The sequence below is a fragment of the Paeniglutamicibacter sulfureus genome (assembly GCF_039535115.1).
Taxonomy (GTDB): Bacteria; Actinomycetota; Actinomycetes; order Actinomycetales; family Micrococcaceae; genus Paeniglutamicibacter; species Paeniglutamicibacter sulfureus.
In genome coordinates this window covers 1,665,025-1,681,934 of record NZ_BAAAWO010000001.1, presented here as the reverse complement: position 1 = coordinate 1,681,934, position 16,910 = coordinate 1,665,025, and the positions used below count along the sequence as shown (strand labels likewise).

General features: G+C 65.0%; 18 protein-coding genes. 12 read left to right on the top strand and 6 right to left on the bottom strand.

All coding sequences use genetic code 11. The features are described from left to right. The first annotated feature begins 28 nt into the window (after positions 1–28). The 3 genes from ABD687_RS07675 (at position 29) to ABD687_RS07665 (ending at position 3,860) form a co-directional block, all read left to right on the top strand. The gene (locus ABD687_RS07675; RefSeq protein ID WP_310292297.1) at positions 29–1,459 is read left to right on the top strand and encodes a serine hydrolase domain-containing protein; all 1,431 of its coding nucleotides are present in this window, start codon (positions 29–31) and stop codon (positions 1,457–1,459) included. Positions 1,460–1,704: 245 nt separating this feature from the next. Next, entirely contained in the window at positions 1,705–3,105 is a 1,401-nt protein-coding gene (locus ABD687_RS07670) for an amino acid ABC transporter substrate-binding protein/permease (RefSeq protein WP_264271412.1), read from the top strand. Continuing rightward, positions 3,102–3,860: an amino acid ABC transporter ATP-binding protein gene (locus ABD687_RS07665; protein ID WP_264271384.1), complete on the top strand. Its 759-nt coding sequence runs from the start codon at positions 3,102–3,104 to the stop codon at positions 3,858–3,860. Before ABD687_RS07670 ends, ABD687_RS07665 begins: the two co-directional genes overlap by 4 nt. Before the next feature lie 113 nt (positions 3,861–3,973). On the opposite strand, the gene ABD687_RS07660 is transcribed toward ABD687_RS07665, so the two are convergent. Then, positions 3,974–4,759 carry a polysaccharide deacetylase family protein gene (locus tag ABD687_RS07660; protein ID WP_310292301.1) on the bottom strand — a complete coding sequence of 262 codons (786 nt, stop codon included), beginning with the start codon at positions 4,757–4,759 and terminating at the stop codon, positions 3,974–3,976. Between the two features lie 256 nt (positions 4,760–5,015). Between ABD687_RS07660 and ABD687_RS07655 the strand changes: the two genes are divergently transcribed. Beyond that, positions 5,016–5,444, top strand: a complete 429-nt coding sequence (locus ABD687_RS07655) for a DoxX family protein (protein WP_264271386.1) — start codon at positions 5,016–5,018, stop codon at positions 5,442–5,444. 84 nt (positions 5,445–5,528) lie between these two features. Here ABD687_RS07655 and ABD687_RS07650 read toward each other — a convergent pair whose 3' ends face one another. The 3 genes from ABD687_RS07650 to ABD687_RS07640 all read right to left on the bottom strand — a co-directional run bounded on the left by ABD687_RS07650 (position 5,529) and on the right by ABD687_RS07640 (position 8,275). Continuing rightward, positions 5,529–6,443: a MetQ/NlpA family ABC transporter substrate-binding protein gene (locus ABD687_RS07650; protein ID WP_264271387.1), complete on the bottom strand. Its 915-nt coding sequence runs from the start codon at positions 6,441–6,443 to the stop codon at positions 5,529–5,531. 87 nt (positions 6,444–6,530) lie between these two features. Further along, complete coding sequence (locus ABD687_RS07645) at positions 6,531–7,250, bottom strand: methionine ABC transporter permease (RefSeq protein ID WP_264271388.1); 720 nt, start codon at positions 7,248–7,250, stop codon at positions 6,531–6,533. Further along, complete coding sequence (locus ABD687_RS07640; protein WP_310292307.1) at positions 7,241–8,275, bottom strand: methionine ABC transporter ATP-binding protein; 1,035 nt, start codon at positions 8,273–8,275, stop codon at positions 7,241–7,243. The genes ABD687_RS07645 and ABD687_RS07640 overlap by 10 nt, the downstream gene beginning before the upstream one ends. A 473-nt stretch (positions 8,276–8,748) precedes the next feature. Between ABD687_RS07640 and paaA the strand changes: the two genes are divergently transcribed. The 8 genes from paaA (at position 8,749) to ABD687_RS07600 (ending at position 14,322) form a co-directional block, all read left to right on the top strand. Further along, positions 8,749–9,738 carry a 1,2-phenylacetyl-CoA epoxidase subunit PaaA gene (gene paaA / locus ABD687_RS07635; protein ID WP_264271390.1) on the top strand — a complete coding sequence of 330 codons (990 nt, stop codon included), beginning with the start codon at positions 8,749–8,751 and terminating at the stop codon, positions 9,736–9,738. A gap of 3 nt (positions 9,739–9,741) precedes the next feature. Then, entirely contained in the window at positions 9,742–10,035 is a 294-nt protein-coding gene (paaB, locus tag ABD687_RS07630; RefSeq protein ID WP_264271391.1) for a 1,2-phenylacetyl-CoA epoxidase subunit PaaB, read from the top strand. After that, a complete protein-coding gene (gene paaC / locus ABD687_RS07625; protein WP_310292312.1) occupies positions 10,032–10,892 on the top strand; it encodes a 1,2-phenylacetyl-CoA epoxidase subunit PaaC in 861 nt (286 codons plus the stop codon). The genes paaB and paaC overlap by 4 nt, the downstream gene beginning before the upstream one ends. A 17-nt stretch (positions 10,893–10,909) precedes the next feature. Beyond that, complete coding sequence (gene paaD / locus ABD687_RS07620) at positions 10,910–11,395, top strand: 1,2-phenylacetyl-CoA epoxidase subunit PaaD (RefSeq protein WP_264271393.1); 486 nt, start codon at positions 10,910–10,912, stop codon at positions 11,393–11,395. Then, a complete protein-coding gene (gene paaE, locus ABD687_RS07615) occupies positions 11,392–12,588 on the top strand; it encodes a 1,2-phenylacetyl-CoA epoxidase subunit PaaE (RefSeq protein ID WP_344760976.1) in 1,197 nt (398 codons plus the stop codon). The genes paaD and paaE overlap by 4 nt, the downstream gene beginning before the upstream one ends. 85 nt (positions 12,589–12,673) lie before the next feature. Next, positions 12,674–13,453, top strand: a complete 780-nt coding sequence (locus ABD687_RS07610) for an enoyl-CoA hydratase/isomerase family protein (protein ID WP_264271395.1) — start codon at positions 12,674–12,676, stop codon at positions 13,451–13,453. 216 nt (positions 13,454–13,669) lie between these two features. Next, the gene (locus tag ABD687_RS07605) at positions 13,670–14,101 is read left to right on the top strand and encodes a hypothetical protein (protein WP_310292318.1); all 432 of its coding nucleotides are present in this window, start codon (positions 13,670–13,672) and stop codon (positions 14,099–14,101) included. Continuing rightward, positions 14,095–14,322 carry a helix-turn-helix transcriptional regulator gene (locus ABD687_RS07600; RefSeq protein ID WP_344760975.1) on the top strand — a complete coding sequence of 76 codons (228 nt, stop codon included), beginning with the start codon at positions 14,095–14,097 and terminating at the stop codon, positions 14,320–14,322. The genes ABD687_RS07605 and ABD687_RS07600 overlap by 7 nt, the downstream gene beginning before the upstream one ends. On the opposite strand, the gene ABD687_RS07595 is transcribed toward ABD687_RS07600, so the two are convergent. Both ABD687_RS07595 and ABD687_RS07590 read right to left on the bottom strand, forming a co-directional pair. Then, positions 14,319–15,605, bottom strand: coding sequence for an MFS transporter (locus ABD687_RS07595; protein WP_310292323.1), 1,287 nt, complete (start codon positions 15,603–15,605; stop codon positions 14,319–14,321). The two genes, ABD687_RS07600 and ABD687_RS07595, sit on opposite strands and share 4 nt — an antisense overlap. 195 nt (positions 15,606–15,800) lie before the next feature. After that, on the bottom strand, positions 15,801–16,862 hold the full coding sequence (locus ABD687_RS07590) for a hypothetical protein (RefSeq protein ID WP_310292326.1): 1,062 nt from the start codon (positions 16,860–16,862) through the stop codon (positions 15,801–15,803). Positions 16,863–16,910: the final 48 nt, after the last annotated feature.

The following is a 16,910-nucleotide window of genomic DNA, read 5'->3' as shown; positions in this document are numbered from 1 at the left end:
ACTTGGCATGGGGTGGCAGGATGGCTTCATGGGCACAGGGCATGCGGCGCGGGAGACACCATCGACCAGGGAGACCTGGGAATCCGTGCTGGAATACGCACCGGACTTCCTGGAGTTCGACCGCGCGCTGTCCCGGCAGCCCGGGTACCAGGGTGCAGTGGCCGTCCACGGGGAACTGGTGGGTTCCTTCAGCGGCGGCTACGCACGGCTTTCTCCGCCGGAACCCATGACCGACGGGCACCTGTTCAGGGTCGCCTCCCATTCCAAGACCTTCACCGCCACCGCGGTGATGATCCTGCAGCAGGACGGGAAGCTCTCGCTGGAAGACCGGCTGGGAACGTGGGTCGCCGACCTGGCCGGGAGCGAAGTGGCAGAGGTGACGGTGGGTGAATTGCTGTCCCACTCCGCCGGCATCGTCCGCGACGGGGACAATGCAGACTTCTGGACCCTCGACCGCCCCTTTCCCGGCACATCGGAGGTGCTGGAGATCGCCCGGCGGGGCAAGGTGCTCGAACGCAACGAACACTTCAAGTACAGCAACATCGGCTACGGGTTGCTGGGACTGGTCATCGAGGCGGCAACGGGACAGTGCTACGCCGATGTCGTGGGCGAGCGCATCCTTGCACCCCTGGGGCTTTTGGACACCGGCGTCGACCTCGACGCACGGGAACCCGGGCTCGCCGCGGGCTACGGGCCGCTGGCGCTCGCCGGAAGCAGCCACGAGCTGGCGGACCGAACCGAAATCGAGCACATCGCCACCGATGCACTTGCGCCGGCCACCGGCTTCTATTCCACGGCCAGGGACCTGGCCGCCTACCTCGGCTCCCATCTCCTGGATGCCAGCCCGAGCGTGCTGGACAACGACTCCAAGCGCCGCATGCAGCGCAAGGCCGAAGACACCGGGGCGCCGGGGCGCGGCTACGGGCTGGGCTTCATCGTGCAGCAGGTCGCAGAACGGCAGTCCTTCGGCCACAGCGGCGGTTACCCGGGGCACATCACCCGTTCCTGGGCGGTGCCCAAGACCGGGGTGGTGCTCAGCATGCTCACCAACGCCGTCGACGGTCCGGCCGCTGCCTGGGGCGAAGCGCTCTTTGCCCTCGCGGCGCTCGCAGAGGCTCCGGTGCCGGTTTCCTGGGCGGGGGTCGAAACTGCGGAGCTTCGGCGCTTTACCGGACGGTTCGCTTCGCTCTGGGACGTTATCGACATCGCCGAACTTGGCGGCAAGCTCTATTGGCTCACCCCCGGTCAGACACCCAAGACGGCGACGGCACGGCCGCTGGAATACGTGGACTCGAACACCCTGAAGTCCGCCGACACCAACGGCTTCGCCGGGTACGGCGAAAAGATGTCCTTCGAAATCGATGAGCGCGGGGCGGCGTCCGTGCGCGGGCCCGGAGGCATGCTCTTCACGCGGTGGGAGGACTTCCGGATTCCGCGAGTGCTGCGGGCAGCGATATGATGTGTGGTTTTGTGCATTGCCGCGATGTAACCCACATCGCGCGATGCCCGACCCACGTGGCCACCGCGCCGCGTGGGTGGTATCGCCGGTGGTCACCAGCACCTAGGCTATGACCCGTGTTAGCGCCCTCATACACCGAGGGCGGAGACTGCAAACATAAGGAGAGTGAACGACCCTTGAAGACGTCCAGTAAGACTCGAGGTCCACGGACCTGGTTCAGGGCGGTGATTGCCGGGCTCGTGGGCATGTTCCTGCTGCTGGGGGGCGCCGGTGCCGCCCTGGCAACGCCCGCCGACTCCGGAGTCGAAGGCAAGACCTTCGTCATCGGCACCGACACCACCTTCGCCCCGTTCGAGTTCCGGGCAGACGGCGAACTGACCGGCATCGACATGGACCTGATCCGCGCCATTGCCGAAAAGGAGGGCTTCGAGGTCGAAATCCGTTCCCTCGGGTTCAATGCCGCCTTGCAGGCACTGTCCTCGGACCAGGTCGACGGCGTCATTGCCGGCATGTCGATCACCGATGAACGCAAGAACATCTACGACTTCTCCGAACCGTACTTCGAGTCGGGCATCCAGATGGCGATCGCCAAGAACGATGAATCCATCAAGGGCTACGAGGATCTTGAGGGCAAGACCGTGGTCGCCAAGACCGGGTCCGAGGGCGAAACCTACGCCAAGTCGATTGCGGACCAGTACGGCTTCACCGTCAAGTCGTTGGACCAGTCGGCCACCATGTACGAATCGGTGAAGTCGGGTTCCGCCGTGGCCGTCTTCGACGACTACCCGGTGCTCGCTTACGGCGTGGCGCAGAACAACGGGCTGACCACGGTGACCGACAAGGTTCCCGGCGGCTCCTACGGCTTCGCGGTGGACAAGGGCAAGAACGCCGCCCTGCTGGCCGCCTTCAACGACGGCCTGGCCGAACTGCAGGCCAGCGGCGAGTACGACCAGATCCTGGACAAGTACCTCGCCGATCCCACCGCAGCGGTTCCCACCACCTTCTGGGAGCTGCTCACGGAGTCGTTCCCCGCGTTGATGCAGGGCCTTGGCAACACCATTCTGGTGACTGCCATTTCCTTCGCCGTCGCCATGGTGCTGGGCCTGGTGGCCGGATTCATGAAGATCTCCCACAACATCGTGCTGCGCGGCATCGCCACCACGTTCGTGAACGTCTTCCGCGGCACCCCGCTGCTGCTCTGGGCCTTCATGTTCTACTTCGGCGTACCTCAGTTGACCGGTCAGCCGATGAGCATCTGGGTTGCCGGCGTGCTGACCCTGTCGCTGAACTCCGGCGCCTACGTGGCGGAGATCGTGCGCGGCGGCATCCAGTCGGTGGATCCCGGACAGCTGGAGGCCTCCCGTTCGCTGGGCTTGGGCTACGGCAAGTCCATGCAGAAGGTCGTGGTCCCGCAGGCCTTCAAGATGATGACCCCCTCATTGATCAACCAGTTGATCATCATGCTCAAGGACTCCTCCCTGTTGCTGGCCATCGGCTTCACCGAGCTGCTCTACCAGGGCCAGCAGATCTACGCGTCCAACTTCCGGGTCACCGAGACGCTGCTGATCGTGGGCGTCATCTACTTCGTCGCCATCATGGCGCTGACCAAACTGGCCAACTTCGCGGATAGGAAGTTCAACAAATGAGTGAAGCAACCGTCGCCTCGCCGCGCGAGGCGAAGATCGCGGTCAAGGGGCTGCGCAAGTCCTTCGGCCACAACGAGGTGCTCAAGGGCATCGACGTGGACATCGCCGAGGGCGAGGTCGTGTGCGTGATCGGGCCCTCGGGCTCGGGCAAGTCAACGCTGTTGCGCTGCCTGAACAAGCTCGAGGAAATCTCGGGCGGCCATGTCATCGTGGACGGCTTCGATGTTACCGACCCGAAGGTCGACATCAACGAGGTGCGCCGCCATGTGGGCATGGTCTTCCAGCACTTCAACCTCTTCCCGCACATGACGGTGGCCGAGAACATCATGCTGGCGCCGGTGGAACTGAAGAAGGCGACCAAGGCCGAGGCCCGCGAGCAGGCACTGAAGTTGCTTGACCGCGTGGGCTTGCGGGAAAAGGCCGACGCCCGTCCGGCGTCCCTCTCCGGCGGCCAGAAGCAGCGCGTGGCCATTGCCCGTGCGCTGGCCATGAACCCCGGCATCATGCTCTTCGACGAGGCAACCAGCGCCCTGGACCCGGAGATGGTCGGCGAGGTGCTGCAGGTCATCCGCGACCTGGCCAAGGAGGGCATGACCATGGTCCTGGTGACCCACGAAATGGGCTTCGCCAAGGAAATCGGGGATCGGGTGATCTTCATGGACGCCGGCGTCGTCTGCGAGTCGGGGCCGCCAGCCGAGCTCTTTGGCAACCCGCAGCAGGACCGCACCAAGGAGTTCCTCTCGAAGGTCCTCTAAGGGGGGGAAGTTTCCCTGACTACAGCGAAAGCCCGCGCTGCCTGCGGTCCCCGTTTCGGGGTCCAGCGAGGCAAGGCGGGCTTTCGTGTTTTCACCGCGGTTGGCCGGAGGGGTCAATCCTTCGTCGGCGGTTGCTGGCCGGTCTTGTATCCGACCCCCGGATTGGGCTTGCCGACAAGATCACTGACGGTGACGAAATGGTAGCCCTGGGAATCGAGGTCCTCAAGGATCTTCGGCATGGCATCGATGGTGGATTTGTGGATGTCGTGCATCAGGACGATGGATCCGGGCTTGACGCTTTGGGCCGCCTTGATGGTTTTTTTGGCGTCACGCGTCTTCCAGTCCAGGGTGTCGTCGCTCCACAGGGCCACGGGTACGGTCTGCGCCTTTTTCAGGCTCTCCGTGATCGTGCCGTAGGGGGGACGCATCACCGTCGGGGCGGCTCCGGTGGCCTTCTCAATGGCCTCGCGGCCCTCTTGCAATTCGCGTTGGGCGGCGGCCGGGGAGATTTTCGCGAGGTCTTGGTGGGACCATGTGTGGTTTCCGATTTCATGCCCCCTGGCCAATTCGTCACGCACGATTTCCGGATGCTTTGCGACGTCCTTGCCGATGAGGAAGAACGTCGCCTTGGCGTTGTGCTCATCGAGGATGTCGAGCAGCGCCTCGGTGTGGGGTCCGGGCCCGTCGTCAAAGGTCAGCGCCACGCACTTGACCTTGGCGCAGTCGGGGCCCGTGGGTTCAGCCGTGGCGCTTGGCGCGTCCTGGGACTCCGCCTTTGAGTTCGCCGGGTACCCCTGCCAGTGCGTGCTCAGCGGAACGCCGCAGCCTGCCAGGGGGACGGCGAGTGTAGGGACGGCAATGAAACGAAGAAGCGTGGAGCGGGAAACCATGCTGGCCATCGTCTCAAGCCAACCTGCGAGAATCCTCAATGGCCGCTGGTTTGGGCCGCGATACTGGGGTTTCCCGGGGGATGTCCAGCACCGGGAAGATGGGGGTTTTTCCTTCTGTGACGCGAGGCATAGCTCACATCGCTTGAAGATTCAACTAATGTTGTGTCATGGTTAAGGGGAACTTGCGGAACGGATGAACCGGCCCGCCACGACCCCAGCCCCCCAGCGGATGGGACATCGTGACGAAACGACCAAAGGATTTTTCATGGACAGCGCAATTAAGAACCCCGCCTTGGCAACCGCCGCACAGACCATCCTGCGCGTCGTCATCGGCTTCCTCTTCGCCGCCCACGGCTGGCAGAAGTACTTCCAGTTCACACTCGATGGCACCACCGCGGCATTTGGCCAGATGGGCATTCCCGCGGCCGGGCTGGTGGCCCCCGTGGTGGCAACGCTGGAAATCGTTGGCGGCATCGCCTTGATCCTCGGTGTACTCACCCGTATCTTCGCCGTCCTGCTGACCGCGAACATGCTCGGGGCAATCTTCCTGGTGCACATCTCGGCCGGCGTCTTCGTTGAAGCCGGTGGCTACGAGCTGGTGTTGGCACTGGCCGCAGGTGCCGCAGCCATCGCACTGCTGGGCGCCGGACGCATCTCCGTGGACCGCTTCATCCCGGGCCGCATCGCCGCCTAGTCTCCAGGGCACCAACGAAGCAAACCCCCGTGGGCACCGGTTGAATCCGGCGCCCACGGGGGTTTGCTCATTTTCCCGCGAGTTCTATTCGGCGGCGATGGGCACCAGCAGGTCCTTCACGGCCGGATCGGTGCGAAGGAATTCCTGTACGGCGGGATCCTGGAACGCCTTGACGAGGTTCTTCACGTTTTCGGTGTCTTGGAAGTCGGTGCCGATGGTCAGTTGACCGGCGAATTCGTCGGGGGCCGCCGGGGCGTAGATCTGCTGCTCCAGCGGAACCTTGGCCGCGACGTAGTACTCGGTGTAGCCCACCGCGGCATCCAGGTCCGGCAGGGAGCGGGACTGTGCGGCGAAGTCGAGCAACTTGAACTTCAGGTCCTTGGGGTTTTCGGCAATGTCCTTCTGGGTTGCCTTCCACTTGTCCACGCCGTCGGCCAGCTTGATCAGCCCTGCGCGCTCCAGCAGCCACAGGCCTTGGGCCTCGTTGGCCGGGTCGGAGTACAGGGAGATGGTTGCCCCGTTGGGGATCTCGTCGATCGACTGGTACTTCGCGCTCCAGATCCCGAAGCCCCAGCGGAACACCGGCGTGGCCGCTGCGAGCTTGAAGTCGGGATTGGCCTCGAGCACCTGGGAGAGCCAAAGCTTGTGCTGGTAAATCGTTCCGGCGACCTCGCCGGTGGATACCGCGCGGTTCAGCGTGGTCGAATCGGCCAATCCCTTGAAGGCCACCTTGATGCCGTACTTGGGGGCGATTTCCTCCGCCACGAAGTTCACCAGCGCCTGCTCGGCGTGGTTGCCTTCCGCTGTGACGACCGTGAGCGTGGCTCCGGCAACGGTGTTCGGCGACTTGTCCCCGGCGTTGGAACTGATGATCGCTGCGGCAGCAATGGCTCCGGCGAGGGCGATGGCGCCAAGGGTCCAGGGCCACTTCTTTTTCTTTTGGATGGTGAAGCCGTGGGACTCGGGCCCGGTGGCGGTCTTGGGGTCGGTGATGGTCATGTGGAACTGCCTTTCGGGCGCGGGAGTGAACGGATGAGTGTTGCTAGAAGAGACAAAGGGGGAATGCGTGGGTGGGCGCCGTATTGGCTAGGCCCGGCGGCGCAGGTGCGGGGTCGTCGCCCGCACCAGGGCGTCGCCGGTGAGCTGGACGATGGTGACCAGCGCGATCAGCAGGATCACCGTGGCGAGCATGACGGTCTGGTCGAAGCGCTGGTAACCATAGGTGACCGCGACGTAGCCAATCCCGCCGGCGCCGATGGTGCCGGCGATGGCCGAGTATTCGATCATGGCGATGGTGTTGATGGTCAGCCCGCCCAGGATGGCGGGAACGGCTTCGCCCAGCTGCGCGCTGCGGATGATCTGCAGCGGCGAGCCGCCCGAGGCGCGCGCCGCGGCGGTGACAGAGCGCGGGACGTCGCGCAAACAGTTCTCCACGAGCCTGGCGAAGAACGGGATGCCGGCCAATGACATGGGCACCACGGCGGCGGCAATGCCGATGTTGGTGCCGGTGACGAAACGGGTGAACGGGACGATCGCGGCCATCAGCACCAGGAACGGCAGCGACCTGCCGATGTTCACGATCCAGCTCAGCACCGAGTAGGTGCCCCGGTGCTCATAGAGCCCGCCGGGTGCCATGTTGTGCAGCGCCACGGCGATCGGCGTGCCCAGGGCGACGACGATGAGCATGACGATGCCGACCATGGCCAGGGTCTCGCCGAGTGCCGGCACCAGCAGCGCCGGAAGCTCGGGCAGGGGAGTGTCGGACAGTGCGCGGATCTGCACCGCGGCAGGAATGCCTAGGCCCATTGGAGCTCCTCCGTGATTCGTGGTGCGGGCTGGACCGCGGGGGCGGCGGCTTCGCGGGGAACCGCGCGCAGGCCGTGGCGGGTAAACGCCGCGGCTGCCAGCGGCTCGGGGGCGCGCAGCCCCACGGTGGCGTTGCCGGTGCTGGTCCCGTCGATGCTTTGGATGGTGGCGGCCAGCAAGGCCACCGGCTCGCCGAGGTCGGCAGAGACGCGTTGCAACCAATCCGCCGGGACGGTGCGTGAATCGTAGGTCACGTGCCATGCCCGCGAACCTGCCCCGGGATCGGCGGGGGACAGCCGTGGCTGCAGCGCCCGGCCCAGGGCCGAGTCGTGGTCGGTGAGCAGGTCCACCAGTGACCCTTGTTCGGTGATGCGGCCGTTTTCCAGCCGGGCAGCGGAATCGGCCACGTGCAGCACGGTGTCCATTTCATGGGTGATGAACACGACCGCCAGGTCCAGGTCGTCGCGCAGCTGGCGCAGGAGCGAGACGACCGAGCGCGTGGTTTCCGGGTCCAGCCCCGAGGTCGCCTCGTCGGAGAGCAGTACAGAGGGACGCAGGGCCAGCGCGCGGGCAATGCCCACGCGCTGGAGCTGGCCGCCGGAAAGTTCGAAGGGGTAGTGGTTGGCGCGGTGGGAGAGGCCGACGCGTTCGAGCAGTTCGGCGACCCGGGCCTTTGTCTCGGCCGGGGTCACGCCCAGGTACTGCAGCGGCAGGGCAATGTTCTCCGCGGCGGTGCGGCGTGAAAGCAGGCTCGCGGACTGGAAGATGGTGCCGATGCGGCGCCGGGCGACCCGTAGCTTGCGTTCCGAAAGCCGGGCCAGGTCTTCGCCGTTGACGATGACCTGTCCGGAGGTGGGGCGTTCCAGGAGATTGATGCACTGGGCCAAAGTGGATTTTCCGGCACCCGAGGGGCCCACGATGGCGAGGATCTCGCCGGTGGCGACGTCGATCTCCAGGTTGTCCAGGACGGTGACGGACGTGTCTGGGTGTCCGTAGACCTTGGTGAGGTTTTTCAGGCTGATCATGCGATGGCTTTCCGTGCTGGCTTGGCACCTGCTGGTGCCGCTGTTTTCCTGCCCCGCCAGGGGGAGGGGTTCCGGGGATGGTCAATTCTGCGTCGAGGGGATAGCCCCTGGCCATGGGTCTGTCACGGCGGGGCACGCAACGACTTGTTGCGTCACGCAGGAGGGCCCCGGCGCGTCGTCCATTGCGTTTCATGACGCGTGAAACGGTGCCGGCGACTTGTCGCGTCACAAACGTGACGCCGGCCGCTTCGGTAGCTCCGTGGACCGAAAACCTCTTTTCCGGCCGAGCGGCCTTCCCCTGCTCGATCGGCGGCGGTCCTCGGCTTGCAGGGTGGTGTCCGCTGAGCCGCGGGCATTGCGGGGAGCTGCGGCGTCTTCTTCCGGTCCTGCGGCGATTGACGAAAAGGCGTTCGTCCGCATATCCTGAACGAACGGTCAGTAAATAATCTTTTTGTCACAGTGAGGTGAGCACTATGGCTGCACAGCAAGAAAGCGGCGGATCGCTATCCGCGGTACTTTCTCCTGAGGAGCAAGCAGGGCAGGATCGCTTCAACGCGATCATTGCCGAGGATTCCCGCATCGAACCGCGCGACTGGATGCCCGAGGCATACCGCAAGACCCTGACGCGGCAGATGTCACAGCACGCCCACTCCGAAATCATTGGCATGCAGCCGGAGGCCAACTGGATCACCAGGGCCCCTTCGCTCAAACGCAAGGCCATTCTCATGGCCAAGGTGCAGGACGAAGCCGGTCACGGCCTCTACCTGTATTCGGGCACCGAGACCCTCGGCACCCCGCGCGATGTGCTCAACGACCAGTTGATGACGGGCAAGGCCAAGTACTCCTCGATCTTCAACTACCCGGCACGCTCCTGGGCCGACATGGGCGCCATCGGCTGGCTGGTCGACGGCGCCGCCATCGCCAACCAGGTCCCGCTGTGCCGCGCCTCCTACGGCCCCTACGGCCGGGCCATGGTGCGCATCTGCAAGGAGGAATCCTTCCACCAGCGCCAGGGTTTTGAGATCCTGCTCGAGCTGGCCAACGGCACCGAAGCGCAGAAGAAGATGGCGCAGGACGCCATCAACCGGTTCTACGCCCCGTCCCTGATGATGTTCGGTCCGCCGGATTCCGACTCCCCGAACTCGGGCCAGTCCACCGCGTGGAAGATCAAGCGGTTCTCCAACGACGAATTGCGCCAACGCTTCGTCGGCATGATCGTCGAGCAGGTCAAGGTGCTGGGTCTGACCCTGCCGGACCCCGAGCTGCGCTTTGACGAGGAATCCGGGACGTGGAAGCACATGGACCTGGACTGGGTTGAGTTCAAGGCAGTCATCGCCGGCAACGGGCCCTGCAACGCGCAGCGCCTGCAGCGCCGCCGCGATGCACACAATGAAGGCGCCTGGGTGCGCGAAGCTGCCGCGGCATACGCGGCAAAGATGGCTCGAAAGACCGAGGTTGCATAACTCATGACCGAAACAGAAGGCACCTGGCCGCTCTGGGAAGTATTTGTCCGCTCCTCCCGCGGGCTCTCGCACGTCCATGCAGGATCCCTGCACGCCCCGGATGCGGAGATGGCGCTAAAGAACGCCCGCGACCTGTACACCCGACGCAACGAGGGCGTCTCCCTCTGGGTCGTGGCCAGCAGCGACATCATCGCCTCGGACCCCGACGCCAAGGGCATGTACTTTGAGTCCCCGCAGGGCAAGGACTACCGCCATGCCACGTACTACACCAAGTCCGAGGGCGTGAAGCACCTGTGAGCGCACACGAGACAGACCACTCCCTGGACAGCTTCGGCGACACCTCGGCCTCGGCCACCCGCGTCACCCCGGGCAACGCCCTGCGCCCCGAGGACATCGCCATCGCTCAGGACCAGCCATCCGAGCAGGTCGCCGAATACGCCCTGCGGCTGGGCGACGACGCCCTGATCCTCGCCCAGCGCCTCTCGCACTGGATCTCCCGCGGACCGGAGATCGAGGAAGACATCGCCCTGGGCAATATCGCCCTGGATCAGCTGGGCCACGCCCGCTCCTTCCTCTCCTACGCCGCCAAGGCCTGGGGCAAGACCGAGGACGACCTGGCCTACTGGCGCGAGGAGGAGGACTTCCGATCGCTGCACATCGTCGAGCAGCCCAACGGCGACTTCGGCGTGACCATCGTGCGCCAGCTGATCATCTCCATCTACCAGCACCTGCTTTATACGGCGCTGCTGGACTCGGCCGATCCGACGATCGCGGCAATTTCCGCCAAGGCCGTCAAGGAGGTCGACTACCACCGCGACCACGCCATCGCCTGGACCCTGCGCCTGGGCATCGGCACCGAGGAATCGGCACGCCGCATGCGCCACGCCCTGGAGGTGCTGTGGCCCTACGTGGGGGAGATGTTCGAGGACGAGGAACTGCACGCAGCCCTGGGCGATGTCGCAGTGGCACCCTCTTCGCTGCGCGCCGCGTGGGAAGAAGAAATCACCGCCGTCTTGAAGGACGCCGAACTCGAGCTCCCCACGGTTCCCTTCGCCATGGCCCGCGGCCGGCGCGGCGAACACTCCGAACACCTCGGCTTCATTCTGGCCGAAATGCAGGTCCTGGCGCGCAAGCACCCCGGCGCCACCTGGTAAGCAAAGGACGAGAGAAAATGATTGCCACCATCACCGAGCTGCGCGAGATCGCCGCACGGGTGACCGACCCCGAGATCCCGGTGCTCACCATCGCGGACCTGGGGATCCTGCGGGACGTGGAGCTTCAGGGCGACACCGTGGTCGTCACCATCACCCCCACGTATTCGGGATGCCCGGCGATGGACGCAATCACCGAGGACCTCGGAACCGTCTTCAAGGATTCCGGATTCGACTCGGTCCGCGTCAACCTGGTCCTTTCCCCGGCATGGAGCACCGACTGGATGACCGAGTCGGGCAAGGCCAAGCTCCAGGCCTACGGCATTGCCCCGCCCACGGGCACCGGCCACCGCGGGCCGGTGACTCTGGGCCTGGGCGTGAAGTGCCCGCAATGCCACTCGCTCAATACCAAGGAACTTTCCCGCTTCGGTTCCACCTCGTGCAAGTCCATGTACCAATGCAAGGACTGCCTGGAACCCTTCGACTACTTCAAGGTGCTCTCATGACAGACACGACTGCCGCCCTGCCGGCCAACGACGGCATTGACCCCGAGATCCCGGGCCGCCGCCGGACCACGTTCCACACCCTGGAGGTCTCCGAGGTCCGCAGGCTCACCGCCGACGCCATCGAGGTCACCTTCGAGGTCCCCGCGGACCTTGCCGGACAATACGACTACCTTCCGGGCCAGTATGTGGCCCTGCGCAAGGAACTGGAGGACGCCGAGGGCAACCTCGTGGAGCTGCGCCGCAGCTACTCCATTTGCGCCGAACCGACCGCCGGGGAAATCCGCGTCGCCATCAAGCGAGACATCGGCGGCATCTTCTCCACCTGGGCCAACGAGTCCCTGGCCGCCGGAGACACCATGGATGTCATGAGCCCCACCGGCGGCTTCATCTCCAAGCACAAGATGAACGGGTTGAACGACCCCGAGGACATCGATGTGGAAACCGAGGACACCTTCGTGGCCGTGGCCGCCGGATCGGGCATCACCCCGGTCATGGCCATCGCCCGCACGGTGCTGGCCGCCAACCAGAACGTCCACTTCGACCTTGTCTATGCGAACAAGGCGGCCATGGACGTGATGTTCCTGGAGGAGCTGGCGGACCTCAAGGACCGCTACCCGGCACGCTTTGCCCTGCACCACGTGCTCTCCCGCGAACAACGGATCTCCCCGCTGCTCTCGGGCCGCATTGACGCGGAGAAGCTGAACAAGCTGCTGGGCTCGGTCATCCGCACCGACCAGGTCGATGAATGGTTCCTCTGTGGCCCCTTCGAGCTGGTCCAGCTGGTGCGCGACAACCTCGCCGCGCAGGGCGTCCCGGCGGACAAGGTCCGCTTTGAGCTGTTCACCACCGGGGAGCCCACCCGCCCCGAAGGCAACATCGGCCGTCCTGTCGTCATCGACGAATCCGACGAGACCTACCAAATCGAGTTCAAGCTCGATGGCCTGCAGGGCGAGGTCAAGAGCCCCGTTCACGCCCGCGAGACCATCCTCAACGCCGCGCTGCGCGTCCGCCCGGACGTCCCGTTCGCCTGCGCCGGTGGCGTCTGCGGCACCTGCCGCGCCAAGGTCGTCGAGGGTAGCGTGGACATGGACGAGAACTACGCCCTGGAACCTGACGAAATCGAGCGGGGCTACGTGCTCACCTGCCAGTCACGGCCCACCACCGATCGCGTCCTGGTCGACTACGACGCCTAAGACGCAAACCACATCGCAAGGATCCATCCGCGGGAGCGGGTGGATCCTTGGCATAGGACCTAAAACCGGAGAGACACGGACCAACATGATTGAACTGAACATCACCGGCGGGGTGGCAGAGATTGTGCTTAACGCCCCGGAGAAGATGAATTCCCTGAACGAGGCCGCCCTGGCGGAACTCGGTGCGGCCTACGACAAGGCCGCCGAAGGTGTGGAGACCGGCGAGGTGCGCGCCCTGCTGCTGCGCGGCGAGGGCCGCGGCTTCTGCGCCGGACGTGACATCTCGGGCGTGGTTCCGGCCGACGATGATGTCATGGGATACCTCGGGGGCACGGTGCAGCCGCTGCTGGCCAAGATGTCCTCCTTCCCTGCGCCCACCTTCGCCGCGGTGCAAGGGGCCTGCCTCGGGGTCGGGCTGGGCCTGGCCATTGCCACCGACGTGGTCTACGTGGCGCAGAACGCCAAGATCGGCTCGCCCTTCGCCAACTTGGGGGCGACCCTGGACTCGGGCGGGCACTGGCTGTTCACCGAGCGACTGGGCACGCACCGCACGCTGGATCTGATCTACACCGCGGAACTGATCAGCGGCGCCGATGCGGTGGCCTCCGGGCTCTTCTCCCGGGCCATGCCCGCCGATGAATTGCTCGAGACCACGCGCGGCATCGTCGCCAAGGTCGCCTCCGGTGCCACCGGCGCCTTCCGGGCCTCCAAGGAACTCGTGGCAGAGATCCGCGACGCCCGTCTGGGACTGTGGGAATCAATGGCCAATGAGAACCAGGCCCAGGCGGATCTGTGCGCGACGGAGGACTACGCGGAGGGGTTCCTGGCCTTCCAGGAAAAGCGGAAGCCTGCATTCAAGGGCTAAGCTCCCCGGATTCCTTGTGGGGCGTCCCCGCCAAGCGGGGACGCCCCACGCGTGTATTGGCTCCAGCCTGCATTCGGGCGATACCTTCCACCAGATCGATCGCGACCGCGTTCGAACTGGTTCTTTCGCCCGCAGATGTCAAAAATGCTTTACATGGGGTAGTCGCCGACATACGCTCCGAAGTAAAGAATTTTTGACAATGAGGAGCGGGTAGACGTGTCTGATGGAGAAAGGGTCGCGTGGGTGACGGTGGCTTCTGCGGGGCTCGGCATGCTGGCTTTTGCCGTTGTCGTGCTGTCGCGGATCCTGGACGGTACCCTTGCAGGCGACCAGCCCTATTCATTTCCCATGATCGGCTGCATGTTCCTGATCGTCGTTCCGATTTGGGTGACGCGCGCGGTGCTGTTGAAAAGGAACGGCGGCACAAATGTGGGACCGGACGAGCGGGATCGCGACATCCTCCGGCGCGCCGACCAGACCAAATTCGGGATCCTGCTGATGGCTTGCGTGGTCGTCCTGGCCTTGGCCTTTAACGGGAGCGATCATTTTTGGATCGCTTCGGCAGTCTTTGCCGGGCTGGGGCTTTCCTTCCTCGGCGGCGCGGCCGTCCAGATCAACGGCTACCGACGCGGCATTCCGGCATGGTGAGACGCCGTCGCCTGAATAATTCCATGCGGGCGCTGCGCGCGGGGCTCGACAATATGACCCAGGCGGAGCTTGCGGAAAAGGTCGGTGTCACCAGGCAAACCATCATCGCAATCGAGCAGGCCAAGTATTCGCCGTCGCTGGAAACGGCATTCCTGATTTCCGAGGCACTCGGAGTGCCGCTGACCGATGTTGTTGCCTTTGAACCCGGGGACAATGCCTAGGTCGATCCCTGGTTCCGTCGGCCCCGATTCTTCAAGAATGAGAGCAACGGCAGGCCGGCACACGCCGTCAACCCCACCCAGATCCACATCGCCGGCTGAAGCCCGATGGCATCGCCCGCCAAACCGCCCACGATGCCAAGGACCGGCACCGGACCCATGGTGAAAACCAGCCGAAATCCCTGCTGTCGCCCCATCATCTCCTCCGGCGTGAACTTGGCCAGCAGGCCATAGGCGGTTGCGTTGTAGGAAACCATCAGCGCGTTGTAGAGCACCGAGTGGCAGATCACCAGCACGATGGCTCCGGCAGGGGCAAGTCCAGCCAGGGGAATCAACGCGACGGCCAGCGGCAGGAAGAGGATGGACAGCGCCAAGACCCTGTACTCGCCCAGCTTTTCCACGAGCACTGGAACCACCAGGGAACCCAGCAATCCACCGACGGCAATGGTCGAGATGACCAGCCCAATGGTTTGGGGGCCGAAGCCCAGGACCTTGACGAAGTACAGCGTCTCCAACGCCGACCCGAACGCCAAGCCCATGCTGCTGATCGCGGAAGAGGCGACGAGGGCACGTATGGTGGGGTGCTTGAGGGTGAAGTGAAGCCCCTCACCGAAGGACTCCCTGAAGCCGACCCGCGCCGCCGTTTCGGCAGGGGGAGAGGTGTTCCCCGTCTTCTTGCGAAAGCCCCAAAGCAGGGTTCCCGCGGCGAGCAGGTTCGCTGCCCCGGCCACGATCAGGGTGAACGGTGCGGATATGACAGCGACCAGAACACCGGCCAACCCGGGGGAAATGATCCCCATCGAGGTTTCAACGGTTTCCTTGCGGGCAAAGGCCGTCGATGCCAGGTCTCGCCCCACGATGCCCGGTAGGGCGGATCCTGCGCCCATGCCCCACAACATGCCTGCCACTCCGACAAGGAATGAAACCAGCACCAACTGTGGGTAGGTCAAAGCACCCAACGACCAGCTCAGCGGCACCGAGAAAATCGCCGGCCCCGCCGCCAATTGGGCCCACATCATGGCCTTGATCCGATCTACGCGATCGAGCATGATCCCGGCCGGGATGGCCAGGAACAAAAAGGCGGCGGCCCCCGCGGCATTGAGCAGGCCGATCTGGGTTGCCGTGGCGTTCAGGGCGTAGATGGCGACCAGATCGTCGGCGACATTGAGGATGCCGGTGGCGAACGCGCCGAACGCCACCGATCGCATCAGCACGCCAAAGCCGGGCTTGTTCCGCAATCGGGACAGCGACGCCGTGGCAGTCTCCGGGACCTGCCGCTCACTCATGGGGAACATCCTTTGTTGTCAGGGCATCTTCCTGCAGATGCTACCTGCCGGGTACAGCGAACCCATGCCCGCCGCCCAACCGCCGCGCCGTGGCCGACTCCGCTTCGCCCTCCCACGCTCCCGGCAGCGGGCGCCATGGTGCCGGGACGTATGGCAATGGGTGTCGAGACCCGCAGGCGTGGCAAAGCCGGCCCGCTATGGAACGCGGATCCAGTCGGCGCCGCCGGGCGCGCGGTGCCACGACTGCCGTGGACCGTCCCATTCACGCGCTACATCCGTGAGCCAGAAGGTGCTGTCGGGGTCCCAGCCGGCGATGACCGACGCCGTGTCGGTGTCCACGTCCAGGGCACGGCCCGCAAGGCCGAGATAGCCCTGGGTCGTCAGGTGCACGGCGTCCCACTCCTGTGCGACTCGTTCCCAGTCCGGGATCACCCAGGGCCCGTCGCGTCCGGTGCAGCGGAACCAGTCGTGCCGTCGGGAGGCGGTGACCTCGAGTGGATGGATGCGACACAGGGATACCCAGTCATCCGCGGCGCGGATCTCGAAGGTGCGCCCTACTCCGCGAACCGGGATGGCTGTCGCCTCGTCCCATCCAAAGTAGTCCTCCACGAGGTTGAACCCCGCCGGGACCTGCCCGACGGTGTGGACAAGCCCCTGCGGGATGGACCACCACTCCCCGGACCAGTTGGCCTGCAGGTCGCTCGGGCGTTCGCGCGCGGCCCGTTCCTCCTCGGCGCGTGCGTTGCAGGCCCACTTTGCCAGGGCTTGGCGCGGGTCCTTATCCAGCGGGGCTGGGTCATCCGGCGATCGCCAGTCGATGGCCCACTGTTCCCGCCGGCGAAGTCCTCCGTTGGACTGCAGCGCCAGTGCCTTCAGGACATGTTCCGCCAGGGACTCGAAGGCGGCTCGGACGGCTGGAAGCGTGGCGAGCTTGTCTTCCCCGTCTGGTTCCTGCCAGTGCCTGGCGTTGGCTACCGCCCGCTCAAGGGCGGCCTGCAAGGGGGCCTCGTCGAGATCGGTGAGGTCGAGGGTGGCAATTGCTGCCGCCAGCCGAGTGGGCGAGGCGGGAGAAAGGGGAACGACAATGTTGTTGGAACCATCCGCCAACATCACCCACGAAATCCCTCGCCCTGGGTCAAGGACATTGGCCAGCTCGAACACGGCATGCCGGATCTCCGGGTCAAGTTCCATCGCGAGTTCGAGACACATGCGCGTGGCCCTCGGTCCGCCAAGAAACGAGTCAATGTTTGGTTCCATCGCTTCATCCTTGCATTTCCGCCGCCGCGGCGGGCAGGGAGTCGTGAA

Excerpts from the sequence above, each read along its gene's own strand:
- paaA (WP_264271390.1), top strand. The coding sequence starts at position 8,749 with ATGGCTGCACAGCAAGAAAGCGGCGGATCGCTATCCGCGGTACTTTCT.
- ABD687_RS07660 (WP_310292301.1), bottom strand. The coding sequence starts at position 4,759 with ATGGCCAGCATGGTTTCCCGCTCCACGCTTCTTCGTTTCATTGCCGTC.
- ABD687_RS07665 (WP_264271384.1), top strand. The coding sequence starts at position 3,102 with ATGAGTGAAGCAACCGTCGCCTCGCCGCGCGAGGCGAAGATCGCGGTC.
- ABD687_RS07590 (WP_310292326.1), bottom strand. The coding sequence starts at position 16,862 with ATGGAACCAAACATTGACTCGTTTCTTGGCGGACCGAGGGCCACGCGC.
- ABD687_RS07645 (WP_264271388.1), bottom strand. The coding sequence starts at position 7,250 with ATGGGCCTAGGCATTCCTGCCGCGGTGCAGATCCGCGCACTGTCCGAC.
- ABD687_RS07610 (WP_264271395.1), top strand. The coding sequence starts at position 12,674 with ATGATTGAACTGAACATCACCGGCGGGGTGGCAGAGATTGTGCTTAAC.
- ABD687_RS07640 (WP_310292307.1), bottom strand. The coding sequence starts at position 8,275 with ATGATCAGCCTGAAAAACCTCACCAAGGTCTACGGACACCCAGACACG.
- paaE (WP_344760976.1), top strand. The coding sequence starts at position 11,392 with ATGACAGACACGACTGCCGCCCTGCCGGCCAACGACGGCATTGACCCC.
- paaD (WP_264271393.1), top strand. The coding sequence starts at position 10,910 with ATGATTGCCACCATCACCGAGCTGCGCGAGATCGCCGCACGGGTGACC.
- ABD687_RS07600 (WP_344760975.1), top strand. The coding sequence starts at position 14,095 with ATGGTGAGACGCCGTCGCCTGAATAATTCCATGCGGGCGCTGCGCGCG.
- ABD687_RS07655 (WP_264271386.1), top strand. The coding sequence starts at position 5,016 with ATGGACAGCGCAATTAAGAACCCCGCCTTGGCAACCGCCGCACAGACC.
- ABD687_RS07670 (WP_264271412.1), top strand. The coding sequence starts at position 1,705 with ATGTTCCTGCTGCTGGGGGGCGCCGGTGCCGCCCTGGCAACGCCCGCC.
- ABD687_RS07675 (WP_310292297.1), top strand. The coding sequence starts at position 29 with ATGGGCACAGGGCATGCGGCGCGGGAGACACCATCGACCAGGGAGACC.
- paaB (WP_264271391.1), top strand. The coding sequence starts at position 9,742 with ATGACCGAAACAGAAGGCACCTGGCCGCTCTGGGAAGTATTTGTCCGC.
- ABD687_RS07650 (WP_264271387.1), bottom strand. The coding sequence starts at position 6,443 with ATGACCATCACCGACCCCAAGACCGCCACCGGGCCCGAGTCCCACGGC.
- ABD687_RS07595 (WP_310292323.1), bottom strand. The coding sequence starts at position 15,605 with ATGAGTGAGCGGCAGGTCCCGGAGACTGCCACGGCGTCGCTGTCCCGA.